This is a genomic window from Actinomadura sp. 3N508, from assembly GCF_044326375.1.
GTDB lineage: Bacteria > Actinomycetota > Actinomycetes > Streptosporangiales > Streptosporangiaceae > Spirillospora.
Map to the genome: position 1 here is coordinate 311,323 of NZ_JBIRAX010000009.1, position 20,750 is coordinate 332,072.

Genomic DNA, 20,750 nt, shown 5'->3' on the forward strand with positions numbered 1-20,750 from the left:
GATTGCTCAAATATGGAGCGTCGCACCGACCGGAGCTGAGCATTGTGACCCGTCCCACACTCCTCGACCTGCAGATACTCCGCCGCCTGGTCGAGCAGCCGCGCATCGGCGTCACCGAACTGGCCGCCAAGCTGGGCATCGCCCGCAACACCGCCCACGCCCGCGTCGAGCGGCTGGAACGCGACGGCGTCATCGGACACCGCGGCCGCGAGGTCGACCTGGGCGCCATCGGCTTCGAGCTGACCGCGTTCGTCACCCTCGAAGTCGCCCAGGGCCGCCTCCGCGAGGCCGCCGCCGCGCTGGCCGCGATCCCGCGCGTCCTGGAGGTGCTGGGCATCACCGGCCAGGGCGACCTCCTGGTCCGCGCGGTCGCCCCGAACGGCAAGCAGCTCCACGAGGTGATCGACTCGATCCTCGCCTGCCCCGGCGTCCGCCGGAGCATCACCTCGATCGTCCTCACCCACCAGGTCCCGTTCCGCGTAGGCCCGCTCCTGGAGGACGAGGAGAAACGAGCCCGCGAAGCCGGAAAACCGGCCCGCTGAGGCCCGCTCGATAGTCTCGCCCCAAGACCGGGAGGGCGCCGCATGCCGATCGAAAGCGACCACCGCGAATCCGACTCGCCGTACATAGCGCGCGTCTGGCGCGGACGGACGAGCGGCCAGGAGAGCATGACCTCGGTCGCGACGTCGAACTGGGAGCTCGTCTTCTGGGAGTTCGAGGGCACCGTCCACGCCGCCCTCCGGGGACCGGAGACGATCGCGTCGACCGCGACGATCTCCGGCGACTCCGAGGCGTTCGGGATCACGTTCGCGCACGGGACGTCGATGCCGCACCTGCCCATCGCCCGCCTGGTCGACTCCGAACTGGAGAGCCCCTTCGCCGAAGGGCGCGCCTTCGTCCTGCGGGGCGAGGAATGGGAGATCCCCGGCTTCGAGAACGCGGAGGACTTCGTCGGGAAACTCGTGCGCGCGGGCGTGCTCGTCCGCGACCCGCTCGTGGACGAGGTCGTCTGGGGCGGCATCGCCAAGGTCGGAACCCGTTCCGTGCAGCGCCGCGTCGTCACCGCGACGGGCCTGACCCAGGGCGCCATCCGGCAGATCGACCGTGCCCGGCACGCCGCGGTGCTCCTCGGCGAAGGCGCGCCGTCCCTGGACGTCGTCCACCGGCTCGGCTACTACGACCAGCCGCATCTGGCGCGCTCGCTCCAGCGGTTCATCGGCCGGACGGCGACACGGCTGCGGCGGCGCGACGGCGACGAGCCCTTGTCGCTCCTGTACAAGATCGAGGGCGACGAGCGTTTCTAGGGTTGGCGCCAACGCGTTGATCCCAACGCGGCACCGACCACGAGAAAGGTGTGACCTGATGTCCCAGGGCACCGTAACCTCGGCCGACGGCACCGCCATCGCCTACACCACGTGGGGCGCCGGCGAACCGATCGTCATCATCGACGGCGCGACCGCCCACCGCGCCACGACCCCCGAGAACGCGCAGACCGCGGAGCTGCTCGCCGGCGAGTTCCAGATCATCAACTACGACCGCCGCGGGCGCGGCGAGAGCGGCGACACCGCCCCCTACGCGATCGAACGCGAGATCGAGGACCTCACCGCGATCATCGAGCAGGCGGCCGGAGGCCGTCCGGCGACGGTGTTCGGCTGGTCGTCCGGGGCGCTCCTCGCCCTCCACGCGGCGCAGGCCGGTGCCCCCATCGCGCGCCTGGCCCTGTGGGAGCCGCCGGTCGTCATCGACGACGTCCGCCCCCCGCTCCCACCCGACTACGTCGAGCGACTGGAGACGGCCGTCGCCGAAGGCCGCCCCGGAGACGCCGTGGCGCTGTTCATGACCGCCGCCGCGCTGATGCCGGAAGAAGCCGTCGCCGGAATGCGCGACAGCGACTTCTGGCCGGGACTCGAAGCGATCGCGCCGACGATCGCCTACGACGGCCGGATCGTCGGAGACACCATGTCCGGCAGGCCGCTCCGCACCGCCCTATGGGACAAGGTCAACGTGCCCGCACTCGTCCTCTACGGCGACAACACCTGGCCTGCCCTCGCCGCCGGCGCGAAAGCGGTGGCCGACCACCTTTCGACCGCCACGCTGAAGGCGATCCCGGGCGAGAACCACAGCACGACCGCGGACGTCCTGGCGCCCGCGCTGAGCGAATTCACCAAGGGGGCCTGACATGGGAAAGATCGTCGTGACCGAGTTCATCTCCCTGGACGGCGTCGTCGAGGCGCCCGGCGGCGAGGACTTCAAATACCCGAACTGGAGCTTCGAGTTCGACCGGGGCCCGGAGGGCGAACAGTTCAAGACCGACGAGGCACTGGCGTCGGCGGCGCTGCTGCTGGGCCGCGCCACCTACGAGGGCTTCGCCTCCGCGTGGCCGCAGTACGAGGGCGAACTCGCCGACAAGTACAACGGCATGCCGAAATACGTCGTCTCCAGGACACTCACCGACCCCGAATGGCGAAACACGACGGTGCTCCCGGGAGACCTCACCAACGAGATCACCCAGCTGAAACAGGACGTCAACGGCGAGATCTCCGTACCCGGCAGCATCACGCTCGTCCAATCCCTGCTGGCGCACGACCTGGTGGACGAGATCCGCCTCATGTGGTTCCCCGTGATCCTCGGCCACGGCCGCAAACTCTGGCCGGAGACCCCCGACAAGACCGCATGGGCAATGACGGAACCGAAAACCTACGGCGACGGCGTCCTGGTCACCACCCACCAACGCACCCGCTGACCGGCGCCCCGGGACTCCCGCTCTCAGAGACGGCCGAACAAATGATTGGCCGGAGCTTGAGGGTCGGTGCCGTAGCAGAACTCCGCCATCGCCTCGTGGAACCGGGCCAGGGTCAGCACCTCTGCGTGCTCGGCGGTGATCGCCGAGAAGTTCGCGGCGACGTCGGCTTCGGGGACGCGCACAGCAGTGGTGAACATCGTCGTGAACTCTTCCCGGCTGATCTCGCCGTCGGAGTCGCTGTCGGCCATGGTGAAGTAGATCTCGATGACCGGCCGTACCTTCGCGTAGTCGGCGCGGTCGCTACCCAGGTTCTGCTCGATGGCGGCCCAGAACTCCTCGTAGGTGACTTCACCGTCGCCGTCGGTGTCCATGGGGCTCACCATGTCGGTCCAGAGCGCGACGGACATGTCGGACAGCCGGCGCTGCTCGGCCGACCCGGCCGCGTAGCCGAGCTTCTCGGCGTACCGGAGCCCCGCCAGCTCGAAGTCCGACCTGCTCAGCCGGCCGTCCTCGTTGCTGTCCAGCGCGGTGAAGTACCGCTGGAACCTGCGCGCCCGAAGAGCGTCCATGGGGGCCTCCGTCCTCGATCTCGTCCCCGCCGCACACGTGCGGACAGTGGTTGGTTCGCCACGTATTGTGTCCGCTTGGCAACGCGTTGAATCCCGCATGACCACACCAAGCCAACGCGCCAGGCTCGAGGGTCAGGCGGCTTGGAGGCGGGGTGGCGGGAGGCCGGATGCGGGGACCGGCCGCCGGTCGGGCGGCGGGCGAAGCCGGTAGGCGTAGCGCCCGGTTAAGGGATCTCGATTGATCTGGATCTGGCCGGGATGGCTGTGCTTGAACCGGTTGTGCCAGCCGCAGGTGAGGGTGAGCTTGTCGATGTCGGTTGGGCTCTTGCCCAGTGCCCAGCCGTGGACGTGGTCGACTTCGCACAGCATTCCGGGTACCTCGCAGCCCTGAACGGCGCAGGTGGGGTACATGGTCTGCAGGACGCGACGTTGCGCGGCGGTGGCGATCCGGACGGTGTGGCCGAGGTAGAGCGGGTGCTGACCGGGGCCGAGCAGCAAGGGCGACAGGCCCGCGTTGAGCGCGATGCGACGCGCGTGCTCGGCCGGGATCGGGGTGCCGTCGGTGAGCCGTGCCGGGACGCTACCGCCGGTGAGAGTGTCCAGGTCGCAGATGACGGTGACCCGGGTGGCCTTGTGACCGCCGCTCAGGACCGAGGTCAGTGCGGCCGCCGTCCGCTCGGACAGATCCCGGCGGTCATCCGTCCCGGCGGGCTTGGCGAGCGGCGCGAGGGTGCCGTCCCAGATGGCGGCGTCCTCTGCGTTGAGCCAACCCTTGATGTAGCGGCCGCCGTCCAGGGAACGGGTGGAGTCGATCCAGGAGTGCTCGTATCCGTGCTTGACGTCGCCGTTGGGGTTCTCGGTGCCGTCCCGCTCGGCGATCACGTCACGGATGCGCTTACCGAACGAAGCGACCTTCCCAGCCGAACAGCCCTGGTCGGCCATGCCGAGCAAGATCTCTTCGGCGGCCTGGCAGTCTTGGTCGTCAAGCCGGACGACCGCACCCGCGATGGTCGCGGCGTATCCGAAGGAGAGGTCGCTGTCCGTCCAGCGCTTCGTCACCTGAGCGAGGCGGTCACGCTGGCGGGCGAGGGTGAGACGCTCCTTGGCGCGGTTGTCGCGCATGCCGAGCTCATGACGGAGCCAGGCTTGAGTGGACGGGTAACCCCAACGCCGCACTTCCCCGGCCCGGTCGACCACGGCCACCAATCCGGCCAGGGCGGCCTCAATCTGGTCGGTGGCGGCAGCGAGGGTTTCGGAGAGTTCCTTGCAAGAAGCCGCCGAATCCGGAGCACCCCGCCGCGCAAGCTCCGAAGCGATCACCGAAAGAACACCCACCATTTCACCGGTGGACGCATCCAAATCCAAGGTGATCGAACTCATGTTCTAATGATAACACATCAAATGTCAGTCTGCGCGCCCAGATTCCATGGAAAAAATGTGGCCACTGGTCCAAATTGTCCATTTTAGATTCCTACTTCGTGGCTGGGCGGTGGGGGCGGCGCGTCGCGGCGGGGCAGGCGGAGCCTGCCCCTTGTCACCTGCATGAGGGGCCGTAGAGGCTCCGAAGTCAAGGGTGGGACGGAGTCCCATCGCGAAGCGACGCCGAAGGCGCCCTTGACTTTGGAGGGGCGGCCCCGTACGCTGCGCCGCCCCCACCGCCCGAATTACCAACTTCGCTCTGATGTCCAAGGAATATGATTAACGAATACGACCAACGAATATCAGACGCGTCATGAACGAAGAACACGCCTGACGCCGGACGCTATTTCTAGATCTTCGCGAGCCGCCACCACAAGCGTACGGACAACAGCGTCCGCAGCCGTGATCTCCGTATCCCCCTCGACCGTGCCATTTCGATCAGGGTCTATGGAAACTCCCAAGTACGCGAGGTCCTCGGCCAGGCGCATGCGGACGGACGCATCATGCTCGCCGACGCCGCCCGTGAACACGAGCGCGTCCAGGCCGCCGAGTGAGGCGGTCATGGCGGCGGCGCAGGCGCGGAGGCGGTGGTGGTAGGCGTCCAGGGCGGCGAGGGCGTTCACGTCGCGCTGCTCGGCGAGGTCGCGGATGCGGCGCATGTCGCCGGTGCCGGTGAGGCCGCGCAGGCCGGAGTCGCGTTCGAGGGCGGAGTTGACGTCCTCGGCGGAAAGACCGTGCTTGATCAGCCACAGCGGGATGCCGGGGTCGATGCTGCCCGCCCGCGACGCCATGATGAGCCCCTCAAGCGGCGTGAAACCCATGGTGGTGTCAACGGAGCGGCCGTCGGCCACAGCGCACAGCGAAGCGCCAGAACCCAGGTGGCAGATGACCATGCGAGCCGGCCGGCCGCCGAGCAGAGCGCCGACGCGCCGGACGGCGTAGGAGAACGACAGACCGTGGAACCCGTAGCGACGCAGGTTGAACCGGGTACGCCATTCAGAAGGCAGCGCATAGGTAGCGGCCGCGTCGGGCAGGGTGGCGTGGAACGCGGTGTCGAAGCAGGCCACGGCCGGTACGCCAGGCAAGGCGGCGGTGATCTCCGACAGAGCATGCAGCGACGCGGGCTGGTGCAGAGGCGCCAGGTCGGCAAGGCCCTGCAAGTGCTTGGTGACCGCGGCATCGATCAGGATCGGTTCCGTGTAGTCGGTCCCGCCATGGACGAAGCGCACCCCGATCGCGTCCGGTGAAGCGGGCATCTCACCGACGATCCCAGCGATCTCGTGGCCGGGGGCCGAGTCCTCGGCGAGGAGCGTGTCGTCCGGGTCGAGCAGGCTCACCTTCAGGCTGCTCGATCCCGGGTTGACGGTCAGGACGCGCATCAGTACGGCCACGTCCAGTCGCGGATTTCCGGTGCGTCCTGGCCGTGGTCGCGCGTGTAGGCGCGCAGGGCCAGCCGCCGGTCGGCCATGCGCTGGCGGATGTGGGCGACGCGTCCGCCGAGCGACGGGACGCGGTCGATGACGTCCATGACGAGGTGGAAGCGGTCCAGGTCGTTCAGCATGACCATGTCGAACGGCGTGGTGGTCGTCCCCTCCTCCTTGTAGCCGCGGACGTGCAGGTTGGCGTGCCCTGCGCGGCGGTAGGTGAGCCGATGAATCAGGTACGGGTAGCCGTGGAAGGCGAAGATCACCGGCTTGTCGGTGGTGAACAGCGCGTCATACTCCCGATCCGGCAGCCCGTGCGGGTGCTCACTGGACGGTTGCAGCCGCATGAGATCCACAACGTTCACGACCCTGACGCGCAGCTCGGGGAAGAGCTGCCGAAGCTGGTCGACGGCGGCGAGCGTTTCGAGTGTCGGGACGTCTCCGGCGCAGGCGAGCACGACGTCCGGGTCGGCGCCGCCGTCACTCGACGCCCATTCCCAGATGCCGATGCCGCGGGTGCTGTGCGCGACGGCCGCGTCCATCGAGAGCCAGTTCAGCGCGGGCTGCTTCCCGGCGACGATCACATTCACGTAGTCGCGGGACCGCAGGCAATGGTCGCCGACCGACAGCAGCGTGTTCGCGTCCGGCGGCAGATACACCCGGACGATCTCCGGCTTCTTGTTCAGCACCACGTCCAGGAAGCCGGGGTCCTGGTGGGTGAAGCCGTTGTGGTCCTGCCGCCACACATGCGACGACAACAGGTAGTTCAGGGACGCGATCGGACGCCGCCACGCCAGATGCCGGGTGACCTTCAGCCACTTCGCGTGCTGGTTGAACATCGCATCCACGATGTGGACGAACGCCTCGTAGCTGTTGAACAGCCCGTGCCGCCCCGTCAGCAGATAGCCCTCCAGCCAGCCCTGGCACAGGTGCTCGCTCAGCACCTCCATGACCTGCCCGGACGGCCCCTGGTGCTCGTCGCCCGGCAGCCGTTCGCCCTGGAAGACGCGGTCGGTCGCGTCGAACACGGCACCGAGCCGGTTGGACGCGGTCTCGTCCGCGCCCATGATGCGGAAGTTGGACGTGTTGGCGGCCACGACATCCCGTAGGAACGCACCGAGCACGCGGGTCGGCTCGGACGACGTCGTGCCGGGCTTGCCGACCGGGACGGCGTAGCCGCGGAAGTCGGGCAGGCGCAGCGGCTTCAGCAGCAGCCCGCCGTTGGCGTGCGGATTGGCGCTCATCCGCCGCTCCCCAACAGGCGCCAGCGCCCGCAAGGACGCGACGGGGCTCCCATCACGGCCGAACAACTCCTCAGGACGGTAGGAGCGCAGCCAGGCCTCCAGCTGCGCCAGATGCTCGGGGTTGTCGCGCACACCCGCGAGCGGGACCTGGTGGGAGCGCCACGTGTTCTCCACCGGCTGCCCGTCGACCTCCTTCGGGCCCGTCCAGCCCTTGGGCGACCGCAGGACGATGACGGGCCAGCGCCGCCGTTCGGTGACGCGCCCCTCGCGGGCGTTCCGCTGGATGTCGGCGATCTCGTCCAGGGCCTGGTCGAGCGCGGCGGCCATCTTCCGGTGCATGGACGCGGGCTCGTCCCCGCTCACCAGGAACGGCTGGTATCCGTAGCCGTCGAGGAGCTGGACCAGTTCCTCCTCGGGAATGCGCGCCAGCACGGCCGGGTTCGCGATCTTGTAGCCGTTGAGGTGCAGGATCGGCAGGACGGCGCCGTCCTTCACCGGGTCGAGGAACTTGCTGGAGTGCCAGCTCGCCGCCAGCGGACCGGTCTCCGCCTCGCCGTCGCCGACGATGCACGCCACGACGAGATCCGGATTGTCGAACGCGGCCCCGTACGCGTGCGCGAGCGAGTAGCCGAGCTCGCCGCCCTCGTGGATCGACCCGGGCGTCTCCGGGGCCACGTGGCTGGGGATGCCGCCGGGGAACGAGAACTGCCGGAACAGCTTGCGCATGCCGTCGGCGTCCAGCGACACGTCCGGGTACACCTCGCTGTAGGTGCCCTCCAGCCAGGCGTTCGCGACGGCCGCCGGGCCGCCGTGCCCCGGCCCCATGATGTAGATCATGTCGAGGTCACGCGCGTTGATCACCCGGTTGAGGTGCGCGTAGCAGAAGTTCAGGCCGGGCGAGGTGCCCCAGTGGCCGAGCAGCCGCGGCTTGATGTGCTCGGGCCGGAGCGGCTCCCGGAGCAGGGGATTGTCCAGCAGGTAGATCTGCCCGACGGACAGGTAGTTGGCCGCACTCCAGTACGCGTGGATCCGCCGGACGGCGTCGTCGTCGTGCAAGCCGGCGGAGTGGCTCATGCCGGACGGAGTCGTGCCGGACTGGGTCATGGGGTGATCCGTCCCTTCGGTGCCGCCTCGCAGGATCGCCGTGGACCTCGAAAGGATCACGTCCCCGCGATCGGCCGCCTCAACCGTCGCCCGGCCTCAACCGTCGCCCGGCCTCAACCGCCCTGCCAAGGCGAGAAGGGTGACGGTTGACAGAGCCACGGCGGCGGTGCGTGTCCTGGCCTAGCCGCCGTGGCTTTGTCCCCCCACCTGTCGACGTCCCCGGCTACAAGGGGCGGTGACCGCGTCCGGGACGCGGCACGGCCACCGCCCCGCCCCCCAGCGAACCGGCGGAAGCATCTGTTCAGGTGCGTTGCAGCCTGCCGTGTACTGGCGCGTATGTTCACGGGTTCCGGGGCGCGGTCGACGGGCGGTCGGGGATCTGCGACGAGAGGCTCACGCTCCGCGACGAGCGAGCCACGCAGCGCGATGCGCGGTACCGGGCTCGTCTCCGGACGGTCTGTCATGGTACGCAGATCGGAGGCACCGTCTGGACGAGACGGTACTGATAGGAGGCGGTATGGGCGGGTTCTTCACCGGACGGTCGCTGGCGGATCTCGGGCGCGATCTACGCTCCGGCGACACGACGGCGGCGGAACTGCTGGCGCACGCGTTCGCGTCGATCGACGCGGAGGAGAACTCCGGCGAGAACACGGGCGAGAAACCGAAGCTCAACGCCTTCGTCACCCTCGACCGCGAGGGCGCCGAGGCGGCCGCCAAGCAGGCGGACAACGAGCTCGGGTCCGGCGTCGACCGTGGCCCGCTGCACGGTGTACCGGTCGCGGTGAAGGACATCATCGACGTCGCCGGCCTGCCAACCGGCATGGGATCGGCGCACTTCACCGGGCATGTGGCGGGCAAGGACGCGGCCTGCGTGACGATGCTCCGCGACGCCGGCGCCGTGATCGTCGGCAAGACCGGCACGCACGAGTTCGCGTACGGCGGCAGCGGCGACGTGTCGGTGAACGGCCCGGTCCGCAACCCGCACGACCGGGAGCGGATGTCGGGCGGCTCCAGCAGCGGCAGCGCGGTCGCGGTCGCCGCCGGGATGGTCCCGCTCGCGCTCGGCACGGACACGGGCGGCTCGGTGCGGATCCCGGCGGCGTTCTGCGGGATCACCGGGTTCAAGCCGCCCTACGGCGTCATCCCGACCGACGGCGTGTTCCCGCTGTCGCCGTCGCTCGATCACGTGGGCTTCCTCGCCGCGTCCGCCGACGACTGCCGGATCGCCTACCACGCGCTGGCCGGCCCAGCGGAAGCCGTGTCGCTGCCGGTCGGTGACACCCCGCGCGTCGCCTGGATCGAGCCGGAGTCCGCCGACCCGGACGTCGTGCGGACGGTCCGGGCGCTGTTCTCGGACGCCCCGGCCGAGCCGCTCGACCTCTTCGAGCTGCGACGCGTCTTCCGCGCGATCCAGGACTGCGAGGCGTACGACATCCACGCCGACCGCGTCGCGGCGGCGCCCGAGCTGTACCAGCCGCCGACGCTGGAGCGCCTGGAGCAGGCGGCGCCGACGCCGGGCTGGCGGTACCTCCGGGCGTTCCGCGAGCGGGGCGAGTTCGCCCGCCATGTGGCCGGGCTTCTGGAGCGCTACGACCTGCTGGCCCTGCCGACCATGATGATGACCGCCCCGAAGATCGGCGAGCTGGAGGGGGCGTTCGGCCGGCACGCGCCCGCGCTGGTGGCCCTGACCTGCGCGTGGAACGTTCTGGGTCTGCCCGCGTTGAGCTTCCCGGCGGGGACGGTCGGCGGCCTGCCGGTCGGGGCACAGATCATCACGCGCCGCGGCGCCGAGAGCCTGCTGTTCGACACGGCGGCGCGGCTCACCGGCTGACACCCCCTCTCAGGGACTGACAGCGCCTCTCACGGGCTGACGGTGTCCACCAACACCTCGGTGATAAGCGCGGGCGGCACGTCGACGCGGGACGCGACGCGGACGACCTGACGTGCCGCCTCAGCCGGACGCGCGGCGATGATCCTGGACGCGGCGCGGATCGCGGCGAGCCGGTCCTCCGGTGTGACCAGCGGCCCGCCCGCCCGTTCGACGGCCGCGTCGACGACGGCGTCGATCAGCGGCGTCCGGTTGCCGAGCGCGCGCAGGACGGCGGCGCGGCCCTCGGCCTGGAGGAGGCCCGCCGGGTCGCGGCCGCTCGGCAGATCGGCGGTCTCGACCGGGCCGCCGATCCCGGCGAGCCGCTCCCACGCCCGCACGGCCCCCGACCGGCCGGCGGGGTCGCCGTCCAGCGCGACGACGACGCCCGCGCCGTCCAGATCGGCGACGTCCGCGAGCGCGTCCAGCTGCGCGGCGGTGAGGGCGAGGCCGCAGGTCGCGACGGCCGCGTACGCGGCGGGACCCGCCATCGTGACGGCGATCGCGTCCAGCGGTCCCTCGACCAGGACGGGACGCGCCCCACCGGCGAGCCGGTCGCGGGCCTCGTGCAGGCCGTACAGCAGCTCGCCCTTGTGGAAGAGCGGCGTATCGGGCCCGTTGAGGTACTTGGGGCCGGGGCCGTCGTCGCGGCGGCGTCCGATGAAGCCGGCGATCGCGCCGTCCGGTGTGCGGATGGCGAACATGGCGCGGTCCCGGAAGGTGTCGCGGAGCCGTCCGTCCCGGCGGCCCGGACGTGCGAGACCGGCGGCGGCGATCTCCTCGTCGCCATGACCGAGGGTCCGTAGATGGTCGGTGAGCGCGTGCGGGCCGGCGGGGGCGTATCCGATCTGCCAGTGGCGTTGGACGCCCGGCGGGAAACCGCGTCCGGCCAGGTAGCCGGGCACCCAGCTCGCCGCCGCCCGAGCCCGGAAGAAGCGCTGGGCGTCAGCCATGATGCCGTGCTGGGACGCGCCCGACACGCGCCCGTGCAGCCGCCGTGTCGTCCGGAGGATGCGGTCGCCGAGCCCCGGACCCGCCCAGAAGGCCCGCGCCGGGAAGTCGGGCATGGGCGGCTCCAGCCCCAGCCACGCCGCGACGAGGAACGCGACCGAGTCGGCCTCGATCCGCCGCACACCCCGCTCGGGGGCCTTCGCCGTGATGGCCGCGAGGCGCTGTCCGGCCTCGGGCGGCGGCGGTCCGGATCCGGTGGGCAGGGGGAGGCCGTCGGTCTGCGACACGTCGAAGACCGCGCGGGGCGTGCCGGTCCGGCCGAGGACGCGGATGCCCGTCTCGCCCTTCCTGACCTGGCGGCCCGCTGAACGCCACTCCTCGTAGCCGCGGACGTCCGTGGCGCCGCGCCACTGCGCGGCGATCAGCAGGATGGCGGTGTAGCCGTGGCGGCGGCCGTGCAGGACGGCGCGCTCCAGCCACCATGACCACGGGCGCGTCCCATCCCGCAGCCGGGCCGTCTCCTGGCCGGCGATGCCGCGCAGGAGACGCCGGTCGTCCGGGCCCATGAAAGCCTCCTCGCCGTCGAGCGGGCGGGGAAGCCACCTACGTCATACCCGCGCGCCTACAAATACAGGCCGAAGAATTCCTCGGGATGGTCCAGCAGCGGGGGCAGGTCGTCGGCGGTGAGCGTGATCAGTTCCTTCTTCGACGGCATCTTGCCCGCCTTCTTGCCGGTGCCGTCGCCCTTCTTCTTCGCGGCGAACGCGGCGGACGCGACGCGGTCGGCCTGGTTGGCGACGGCCACGTCCAGCATGTTGCGCATCAGGCGGCCGTTGCCGAACGACGGGCCGCGGGGCGCGCGGCGCAGCATCGCGAGCAGGACGTCGTCGGTCCCGGGCGCGAGCTTGAAGCCGTCCGCGGCGGCGAGCTGCCCGAACACGGTGATCAGCTCCTCGTCGCTGTAGTCGGGGAAGTGGATCTGCTTGGGGAAGCGCGAGTCCAGGCCCGGGTTGGCGACGAGGAACTCCGCCATCTCCTGCTGGTATCCGGCGACGATGACGATGAGGTCGTCGCGGTGGTCCTCCATCAGCTTGACCAGCTCGGCGATCGCCTCGTGCCCGTAGTCGCCCTTCAGCGGGGACTGCGTCAGCGTGTACGCCTCGTCGATGAACAGCACGCCGCCGAGCGCCCGCTCCACCAGCCGGCGGGTGCGCGGCGCGGTCTGCCCGATGTACTCGCCGACGAGGTGCGCGCGGGACGCCTCGATCAGGTGCCCGGACGACAGCACGCCGAGCCGCTTGTAGATGCGGCCGAGCAGCCGCGCCACCATCGTCTTGCCGGTGCCGGGGTTGCCGGTGAACACCATGTGCCGGGTCGGCGGGGTGATCTTCAGCCCGGACTCGCTGCGCAGCCGCGCCGCGTGCGTCCCGGCGACGATGAGCGCGATCTCGTGCTTGACGGTGTCGAGGCCGGTGAGGGAGTGCAGCTCGGCGAGCGGGTTCCCGGCGGCGAGCGAGGTGTCCAGCGTCGCCGGGATGTCCTGCTTGCGGACGACCGGCCTGGTGTCCTGGTTCGCGGCCTCCTCGACCACCCCTTCATCCGCGGGATCCGCCGCCTTGGCATCGGCCGTCCTGGAATCGGCCTCAGCCGGGGCCGCGTCCTTGGCGGCTCGGGCGCGGACGGCGGCGACGACCTGGTCGGCGAGGTGCGGGGCGAGGCGGGCGTTGCGGAGCGTCTGCATCGGCGGCGTCGCGGCGAGCAGCGCGCCCGCCGCCTCCACGGCCTGCCGGGTGCCGCGGGCGCCGCGCGCGTCGAGCGCGCGGCGGAACAGCTCGGCGTGGCCCTCCGCGGTGAACGGGCGGGTCCGGGCGATGCGGAAGCGCTGCGGCAGGACGGGGTTGATCTCGCGGATCCGGTCCTCGCCGCCGTGGTCGCAGAGCGCGACCACGTGCAGGTCGGGGTGGACGGCCAGCAGCCGGTGCAGCTCGGCGGCGATCGCCTCGCCGTTGCCGGGGTCGGTGACGATGCCGTCCAGGCCCTCGATGATGAGCAGCCGGTCGCCGGCGCAGTCGCGGGCGTCGGCGTGCAGCTTGGCGACGGCGTCCGACAGCCGCTGCCCGGTGAACAGGTTGTCGGTGACCCAGTGCGGGTCGCGGCCGAACGCGAGCGCCTTCGCGAGCTCCTGCGCGGCGTCGCGCTTGCCGGTGGCGTCGGGCCCGGCGAGCAGCAGCCGGACGGGTTCGTCGCCGCGGGTCAGCTCGTCCAGCGCTTGCACGACCTCCGGCTGCCCGACCAGCGACGTCGCGATCTCGGGGCGGCCGCGCGAGCGGGACCCGGCGGTCTTGACGGCCTTCGCCGGGATGCTCTTCAGCGTCTCGGTGAGCGGGTTGACGACGCGGCGGCGCGGCGCGTACAGGCGCCGCAGGTCGGTCTGGAACTGGCCGACGGGGATCCACTCGGCCTTCGGGAACCACGGGTCGCCCGGCAGCCCCTGGACGACGGCGACGAACCGCATCGCCATGTCGAGCCAGCCGCGGCACGCGTCGGCGGCCCCGGCGACCAGCGCCCGGACGAGCCACGCCCGCGTCCGCTCCTGCCACGCGCCCGGCTTGAACCCGCGCCGCTCGCCCGGGAACCGCTGCTGGAGGTCGCCGTAGCGGTCCTCGCCCAGCGCGACGGACAGTTCCGCCGGGACGTGCTCCATGCTGCCCTGCAGCAGCAGATGGATCAGGTGGACCTCGACGCTCTCCTCGCGCGGCGCCACCTCCGTCAGGTGCTCGTAGGACGCGAGCAGCCCGCCGCACACCCACTCCAGGTAGCCGACCGGGCCGAGCAGCTCCGGCACGGCGGTGACGATGTCGTCACCTGCGTGCGCGTGCCACTGCTCCCGCAGCTCCATCTTGGGCAGGTTGACGTCGCATTCGGGCGCGTCGTCGTACATCCGCAGCAGCGCCTTGCGGCGCTCCTCCAGCGGCTCGACGCCCTCCAGGACGGACAGGCAGTCGCGCGCCAGCTCGATGGCGAGCTCCCGGTCGGGTGCCTCGATCAACCAGTCGACCGGTGGCCGCCACCGGCCACCGGGCGCGTCCCAGCGGGTCATCCGGGTGCTGAGCGGGCCGGGGTTGACGAGATGCTCGTAGAGCAGCCGCTCGGGGAGCTGCGACCACGAGCCCGCCTTGATCGCGCCGCCGCCGGGCAGGAACGCCAGGATGCCGAAGATCTCCGCGGTGACCAGCGACGCGGGCAGCGTCAGCAGCTTGTGCTCGTCGGTGGTCAGGTCCGCGGCCCGCGGGTCGGCCGCGAGTCCGTCGATCCGGGCCGAGATCTCCTCGAAGAGCCCGTCCGGGACGCGCCACGGGCCGTGCGAGTAGACGTCGAGCACCGGCTCGTCGGTGAGCAATAGCTCCAGATGATCCGGCAGCCGCAAAGAAGTCTCCCCATGAACGATCAAAGCAGGGGTACAGCCTACGTTTCCCGAGGGAGTGCCGGGTTAGCGGTCCGTCCAATCGGAGGTATTGGGGCTGTCACGTTCAGTCGTCCCGTCGCCCCTGGGTGACCGTGAGCGACTAGGGGTGCCGGAGGTGCTCGACGGCGATCCGCGCGGCCGTGCCGATGACGGCGTCGGCCTGCGGCAGGACGGCGACGGGCAGCGGCGACCGGGTGAACACCGCGACCGCGTACCGCCCGCCGTCCGGATACTCGACGACGCCGACCTCGTTGCGCAGCGTCGGCAGCGTCCCGGTCTTGCCGCTGACGACCACGTCGTCGTAGGGGAACCCGGACGACAGCCGGTGCGGCCACACCTGGAGCCCGAACAGCCGGCGCATCGCGGCGCAGGCGGCGGGCGGCGCGGCCTCGTCCCGCCAGATCAGCGACAGCAGGCGGGTCATGTCGCGGGGGGTGCTGCGGCTCGTGCGGGCGGGGTCGAGGGCGCGGAGGCGGGACTGCATGCCGGGCTCGTCCAGCTTGGCCCACACGTCGGCGACGCTGCTCGCTCCGGCGTCCGCGAGGAGGGTCTCGTGCAGCTCGCGCCCGCTGACCTCGACGACCGTGTCGCGCAGGCCGAGCGCCGCGGCGGTCGCGTTGACGGCGTCCCGGCCGACGCGCTCCAGCACCACGTCGGCGGCGGCGTTGTCGCTGACCGTGATCATCAGGAAGGTGAGGTCGCGGAGCGACAGGCGCGCCTCGTCCAGCATCCCCGACACCCCGGTGGGCCCGGTGGTGCGGCCCTCCGCGGGCAGCGTGACCTGCTCGGACGGGTCGAGCAGCCCCTCGGCCGCCTGCCGGTGGAAGGTGACGAGCAGCGGCACCTTGAACACCGACGCGAGCACGACGGGCGCGCCCGCGCGGACGGCGACCTCCCGTCCGGTGTCCATGTCCACGGTGTGCAGGAACCCGGTGACGCCCGCCGACCGGAACTCCGCCTCGATGCGGTCCGCCACCTCCCCGCCGGCGTTCGCCGTGCTCGAATTCCGGCTCGCCTCGCCCGGGACCGCGCTCATGCCAGGAATCCCGACGACGGGCGCGGGACGACCCGGCGCGCGGGAACGCCGTCCAGCGGTGCCATGCCGGCCTCGGTGCGCAGCACGGCGGTCACGACGGCGGCGAAGTCGGCGATCGCGCGGGCGTGCTCGGGGTCGCGGGCCCGCCGCCAGACGCACGACGTCCGCCAGGAGAGGGGCTCGCCCACCAGCGGACGCCACGTCACCCCCGCGGAGTCGTCGGTGCGGGGGACGAGCGCGACCGCCGTCCCCGCGAGGACGAGGCCGAGCGCGAACTGCGGATGTCGCGCCTCGTGGATCGCGGTGGGCGCGTACCCGTGCCGCCGGCAGGTCGCGAGCAGGTCGTCGTGCGCGCCGGGCGCGTCCTCCCGCGGCGGCACGACGAGGCCGAACCCGCGAAGGTCGGCCAGATGCACCTCGGCGGCCAGGTGCACCTCGGTGGCCGGGCGTGCGTCGGCTGCAAGGTTCGCCTCGGTGGGGAGCAGGACGCCTAGGGGCTGGGCCAGCATCGGGCCGAGTTCCAGGTCGCGGGAGTCGCAGGGGTGCCGGACCACGCCCGCGTCCAGCGCGCCGTCGGCGAGCGCCCGGACCTGCTCGGCCGTGCCCGTCTCGCGCAGGTCGAGCCGCAGGTCGGGGCGCCGGTCCCGGAACGCGGCGATGAGCGCGGCGACGATCGTCCCGCCGAGGTCGCTCGGCACGCCCGCCCGGACCGTGCCGACCTCGCCGCGCCGGGCCCGCTCGGCGACGGAGTAGATGCGCTCCACGCGGGTGAGGATGTCACGGGCCTCGTCCAGCAGGAGCCTGCCGGGCGCGGTGAGCTCCACCCGCCGGCTCGACCGGTCGAACAGCCGGACGCCGAGCTCCCGCTCCAGCCGCTGGATCCGCTGGCTGAGCGGCGGCTGGGCCATGCCGAGCCGTTCCGCGGCGTGCCCGAAGTGCAGCTCTTCCGCGACGATGACGAAGCACCGCAGATGGCCGACGAGGTTCACGACCAGCGATCATATCAATTCGGATATAACTCCAACATAGATATCATTCTTGGACATTTCGCCGCCTGGCTGGTGTTGTTGTGGCTCCGTTCAAGGGTGGTTCAGTCAGCAGGGAGGGGAAGATCGATGCGCCGAACCCGGATGATCGTCGTCGCGGTGGTCGTGACGGCGGTCGTGATGTTGGGGGCGGGGACGGTGTGGTTCCTGAACAGGGGCGATGACCCGCGGGACACCGCCGAGAGCTATCTCGCGGCCTGGACGAAACGAGACCACGCGGCGATGAAGGCGCTGACGGACGGCGCGCCCGCCGACTTCGAGCAGCGCCTCACCCGGATGTACGACGACCTCGGGCTCACGGCGCAGCGGTTCACCGTCGCGTCCGTGGGCGGCGCCGACGGCGGGAAGGCGGGCGCGTCCTACGCCGCCGAGCTGCTCCTCGCCGGTACCCGCACGTGGAAGTACGAGGCGCCGCTGCCGCTCGTCGAGCGGGACGGCGAATGGCGCGTCCGGTGGTCGCCGCAGCTCCTCTACCCGGAGCTCGAGGAGGGCCAGCGGCTCAGCGCCGGCCGCGCGTGGCCGGACCGCGCGCCGGTCCTCGCCGCGGACGGCAGCGTGCTGAGCGAGTCGGAGTCCGGGTCGGCGCGGCAGCTGGCCGGGCCGATCGGGGCCGCGTCCGCCGAGGCCGCGAAGAAGCTCCGCGCGCCCTACCGCAAGGACGACCTCGTCGGCCTGGACGGGCTCCAGAAGCAGTACGAGCGGCGCCTCGCCGGGACGCCCGGCCTCGCCGTGCAGATCGTCGGCGCGGACGGCACCCCGGTCAAGACGCTGAAGCGGTTCGACAGCTCGCCGGGCAGCCCGCTGAAGACGACCATCGACCCGCGGGTGCAGTCCGCCGCGGGCAAGGCGCTGAGCGCGGCGAAGAAGCCCGCCGCGATGGTCGCGCTGCGCCCGTCCACCGGGGAGATCCTCGCCGTGGCGAACAAGCCCGGCGGGTACAACCGGGCGCTGATGGGCCAGTACCCGCCCGGCTCGACGTTCAAGGTCGTCACGGCCGCCGCGATCGTCGCGGACGGCGTCGGCGCGGCGACGAGGGTCGCGTGCCCCGCCACCACCACGGTCGGCGGCCGCGAGTTCCACAACTACAAGTACGAGGACTTCGGGACGGTCCCGTTCCGGCAGGCGTTCGCGCACTCGTGCAACACCACGTTCGCGCGCATGGCCGTGGACAAGCTGGGCGAGAAGCGGCTCACCGAGGTCGCGGCCCAGTTCGGGTTCAACGCGCCGATCATCGCCGGGGTCCCGGCCGTCCGCGCCGCGTTCCCGGCCAACAAGGACGACACCGCGCTCGCCGCCGCGTCCTTCGGCCAGGGCCAGGTGCTGACCAGCCCGCTCAACATGGCCGCCGTCGCCGCCGCCGCGGCCGACGGCACCTGGCGGTCGCCGCGCCTCGTCAGCGCGGCCGACGCCGTGAACGCCGCCGACGCCGGCGGCCGCAAGCCCGAGCCGCCGAAGCGGCTCGAACCCGCCGTCAAGAAGGCCCTCCAGACGATCATGCCCGCCGTGGTGAGCGAGGGGACGGCGGCGGGCGTCTCGTTCCCGTCCGGGACGGCCGGCAAGACCGGGACCGCCGAGTTCGGCGAGGGCAAGAACCCGCCGACCCACGGCTGGTTCATCGGCTACCACGAGGACGTCGCGTTCGCCGTCATCGTCGAGGGCGGGGGCACCGGCGCGGAGGCCGCCGCCCCCATCGCGGCGAACTTCCTCAAGGGGCTGTGACGGATTCGGCCTATTCGGTCTGGCTCAGGGCCTGGGCAAGGACGCGGGCGGTCTCCGCGATGGCCCGGTCATCGGCGGCGGCGCCCGCGTCCGGCCTGGTCGTCAGGATCGCGATGACCAGCGGGGCGCGGGACGGCGGCCAGACGATCGCGACGTCGTTGGCGCTGCCGTAGGTGCCGCCGGTGCCGGTCTTGTCACCGGCTGCCCAGCCCTGGGGGAGCCCGGCGCGGATGCGCTTGCCGCCGGTGACCGCCGCCTTCATCCAGGCGTTGAGCCGGTCGCGGTCGGCGGGCGCGAGGGCGTCGCCCGCCGTCAGGGCCCGCAGGCTCCCCGCCCAGGCGCGCGGCGCGGTCGTGTCGCGCTTCTCGCCCGGCTTCCAGTCGTTGAGGCCGGGCTCCCAGCGGTCGCTGCGGGTGACCGTGTCGCCGAGCGAGCGGAGGAAGGCCGTGAGACCGGCGGGCCCGCCGATCTCCTTCAGAACCAGGTTCCCGGCGGTGTTGTCGCTTTGGGTGATCGTCGCGTGGCACAGGTCGGAGACGGTCATGCCGGTGCCCACGTGCTTTTCGGTGACGGGGGAGAAGGGGGCCAGGTCGCTCTTCTTGTAGCGGATGACGCGGTCCATCAGCCCCGGATCGGAATTGCGCGCCTTCCGCAGGACCGCGCCACACGCGAAAGCCTTGAACGTGGACGCGAACGGGAACCTCTCGTCCGCACGATGCGCGACGAAACGGCCGGTGGCGGTGTCGACGGCATAGGCGCCGATCCGCACCCCGCGGGCCTTCTCAAGCCGGCCGAGCTTCGCCGTGACATCGCCCTGGGATGGCGCGGGCTGCGCGGGCCGCGCGGAAACGGGCGGGCTCTGCGGGCTCGCCGCCGCCCTGCCCGGCGCGGACGGACCGCTCTTCGGGGCGGCGGCCTCGGAGTCGCAACCGGCGATGGCGGCGAAGGCCGACAGGGCGAGGACGGCGGCGCCGAGCGGCGTCCGGAATCGGGGAGCGCGAGTCGTCATGGGGGAGAGCAGAGCAGGGCCGGAGACGTCATGTCCAATAGTGATATCGGACGCGCATCGATATTCCCCCCGATATGTATGCGCCCTGACCTGGGGCGCCGTTCTCACAAAGCCCGCGGGCGCGCCGTGGAGCCGCGGACGATCAGCTCTCCGGGCAGCACGCGCGGCGCCGGACGCCGCCCGGCCAGCAGGTCGAGCAGCGCCGCCATGCCCTGCGCGCCCAGCTCCTCCGCCGGCAGCCGGACGGTCGTCAGCTCCGGCTCCAGCGCGGTGGCGAGCAGCACGTCGTCGAACCCGGTGATCGACAGGTCGGCCGGGACGTCCAGGCCGCGCGCCCGCGCCGCCTTGTAGGCGCCCGCGGCGATCAGGTCGTCGTCGCAGATCAGCGCGGTCGGCGGATCGGCACGGTCCAGCAGCCGCGCGGCGGCGTCCTTGGCCGAGCCGACGTCGATCGCGCAGGTGGCGCGGAGCAGGACCGTTCCGGGCAGCGGCGCGAGGGCCTCGGCGAGGGCGTCGGCGCGGGCGTGGAACGTCCACTGGTCGACGGCGGCGGCCACGTGCCCGATGCGGCGGTGGCCGAGGGCGGTGAGGTGGGCCACGATGTCCCGCATTCCGTCCGCGACGCCGAAGTCGACCGTCGGCACGCGAAGCCCGGACGGTCCGCTGTCGAGCATCACGACGGGCGTCTGCCGGAACTCGCCGAGCTCCTCGACCGCCAGCGAGGACGCGAGGACGCCGTCGATCGCCTCGTCCGGCACCGCGAATGGGCTGTCGCCCCCCTGGGCCACCGGGCGTTCCGGGTCGGCGGACCTATCGTCCGACCAGGTGGAGACGACGACGCCGAACCCGTGCCGGGACGCGACCCGCGCCGCGCCGGTGTAGACCGGTCCGAAGAAGGGTGCGGTCAGGGTCGGGACCATCAGCAGGACGGTCCGGGTCGTGCCGAGCCGCAGGTTCCGGGCCGCCAGGTTGGGCCGGTATCCGAGGCGTTCGGCCGCGCTGCGCACGCTGCTGGCGGTGGCGGGGGACACCCGGCCGGTCCACTTGCCGCCCAGCACGAGCGAGACGGTCGACTGCGAGACCCCGGCCTCCTGAGCCACGTCTTTGCTGGTGGGACGGCTGACTGCCGGCACCTTGCGCCTCCCCTGGCGGA

General features: G+C 71.7%; 16 protein-coding genes. 6 read left to right on the forward strand and 10 right to left on the reverse strand.

The features are described 5' to 3' along the window. Positions 1 to 44: 44 nt before the first annotated feature. The 4 genes from ACH34S_RS29820 to ACH34S_RS29835 are packed head-to-tail and all read left to right on the forward strand — an operon-like array spanning position 45 to position 2,743. Positions 45 to 542: an Lrp/AsnC family transcriptional regulator gene (locus tag ACH34S_RS29820; RefSeq protein ID WP_395956152.1), complete on the forward strand. Its 498-nt coding sequence runs from the start codon at positions 45 to 47 to the stop codon at positions 540 to 542. A 42-nt stretch (positions 543 to 584) separates the two neighbouring features. Continuing rightward, complete coding sequence (locus ACH34S_RS29825) at positions 585 to 1,304, forward strand: helix-turn-helix domain-containing protein (RefSeq protein ID WP_395956153.1); 720 nt, start codon at positions 585 to 587, stop codon at positions 1,302 to 1,304. 58 nt (positions 1,305 to 1,362) lie between these two features. Continuing rightward, entirely contained in the window at positions 1,363 to 2,178 is an 816-nt protein-coding gene (locus tag ACH34S_RS29830; RefSeq protein ID WP_395956154.1) for an alpha/beta fold hydrolase, read from the forward strand. A gap of 1 nt (position 2,179) precedes the next feature. Next, entirely contained in the window at positions 2,180 to 2,743 is a 564-nt protein-coding gene (locus ACH34S_RS29835) for a dihydrofolate reductase family protein (RefSeq protein WP_395956155.1), read from the forward strand. A 23-nt stretch (positions 2,744 to 2,766) separates the two neighbouring features. Here the strand turns inward: ACH34S_RS29835 and ACH34S_RS29840 are convergent, their stop codons facing one another. The 4 genes from ACH34S_RS29840 to ACH34S_RS29855 form a co-directional block, all read right to left on the reverse strand. Beyond that, on the reverse strand, positions 2,767 to 3,312 hold the full coding sequence (locus ACH34S_RS29840; RefSeq protein ID WP_395956156.1) for an EF-hand domain-containing protein: 546 nt from the start codon (positions 3,310 to 3,312) through the stop codon (positions 2,767 to 2,769). A gap of 132 nt (positions 3,313 to 3,444) precedes the next feature. Continuing rightward, complete coding sequence (locus tag ACH34S_RS29845; protein ID WP_395956157.1) at positions 3,445 to 4,692, reverse strand: DUF222 domain-containing protein; 1,248 nt, start codon at positions 4,690 to 4,692, stop codon at positions 3,445 to 3,447. 350 nt (positions 4,693 to 5,042) lie between these two features. Next, the gene (locus ACH34S_RS29850) at positions 5,043 to 6,122 is read right to left on the reverse strand and encodes an acetate/propionate family kinase (protein WP_395956158.1); all 1,080 of its coding nucleotides are present in this window, start codon (positions 6,120 to 6,122) and stop codon (positions 5,043 to 5,045) included. Beyond that, positions 6,110 to 8,503, reverse strand: coding sequence for a phosphoketolase (locus tag ACH34S_RS29855; RefSeq protein ID WP_395956159.1), 2,394 nt, complete (start codon positions 8,501 to 8,503; stop codon positions 6,110 to 6,112). Before ACH34S_RS29855 ends, ACH34S_RS29850 begins: the two co-directional genes overlap by 13 nt. Before the next feature lie 517 nt (positions 8,504 to 9,020). Between ACH34S_RS29855 and ACH34S_RS29860 the strand changes: the two genes are divergently transcribed. Continuing rightward, entirely contained in the window at positions 9,021 to 10,334 is a 1,314-nt protein-coding gene (locus ACH34S_RS29860; RefSeq protein ID WP_395956160.1) for an amidase, read from the forward strand. 29 nt (positions 10,335 to 10,363) lie between these two features. Here the strand turns inward: ACH34S_RS29860 and ACH34S_RS29865 are convergent, their stop codons facing one another. The 4 genes from ACH34S_RS29865 to ACH34S_RS29880 form a co-directional block, all read right to left on the reverse strand. Beyond that, positions 10,364 to 11,887 (reverse strand): toprim domain-containing protein, encoded by a 1,524-nt coding sequence (locus ACH34S_RS29865; RefSeq protein ID WP_395956161.1) that lies wholly within the window; start codon positions 11,885 to 11,887, stop codon positions 10,364 to 10,366. A 56-nt stretch (positions 11,888 to 11,943) separates the two neighbouring features. Next, complete coding sequence (locus tag ACH34S_RS29870; RefSeq protein WP_395956162.1) at positions 11,944 to 14,748, reverse strand: AAA family ATPase; 2,805 nt, start codon at positions 14,746 to 14,748, stop codon at positions 11,944 to 11,946. A 139-nt stretch (positions 14,749 to 14,887) separates the two neighbouring features. After that, positions 14,888 to 15,823 (reverse strand): serine hydrolase, encoded by a 936-nt coding sequence (locus tag ACH34S_RS29875; protein ID WP_395956163.1) that lies wholly within the window; start codon positions 15,821 to 15,823, stop codon positions 14,888 to 14,890. Beyond that, positions 15,820 to 16,812, reverse strand: a complete 993-nt coding sequence (locus tag ACH34S_RS29880; RefSeq protein ID WP_395956164.1) for a LysR family transcriptional regulator — start codon at positions 16,810 to 16,812, stop codon at positions 15,820 to 15,822. Before ACH34S_RS29880 ends, ACH34S_RS29875 begins: the two co-directional genes overlap by 4 nt. A gap of 126 nt (positions 16,813 to 16,938) precedes the next feature. Between ACH34S_RS29880 and ACH34S_RS29885 the strand changes: the two genes are divergently transcribed. Then, on the forward strand, positions 16,939 to 18,588 hold the full coding sequence (locus tag ACH34S_RS29885) for a penicillin-binding transpeptidase domain-containing protein (protein WP_395956165.1): 1,650 nt from the start codon (positions 16,939 to 16,941) through the stop codon (positions 18,586 to 18,588). A gap of 10 nt (positions 18,589 to 18,598) precedes the next feature. Here ACH34S_RS29885 and bla read toward each other — a convergent pair whose 3' ends face one another. Continuing rightward, entirely contained in the window at positions 18,599 to 19,597 is a 999-nt protein-coding gene (bla, locus tag ACH34S_RS29890) for a class A beta-lactamase (RefSeq protein ID WP_395956166.1), read from the reverse strand. Positions 19,598 to 19,701: 104 nt separating this feature from the next. After that, on the reverse strand, positions 19,702 to 20,730 hold the full coding sequence (locus tag ACH34S_RS29895) for a LacI family DNA-binding transcriptional regulator (protein WP_395956167.1): 1,029 nt from the start codon (positions 20,728 to 20,730) through the stop codon (positions 19,702 to 19,704). Positions 20,731 to 20,750: the final 20 nt, after the last annotated feature.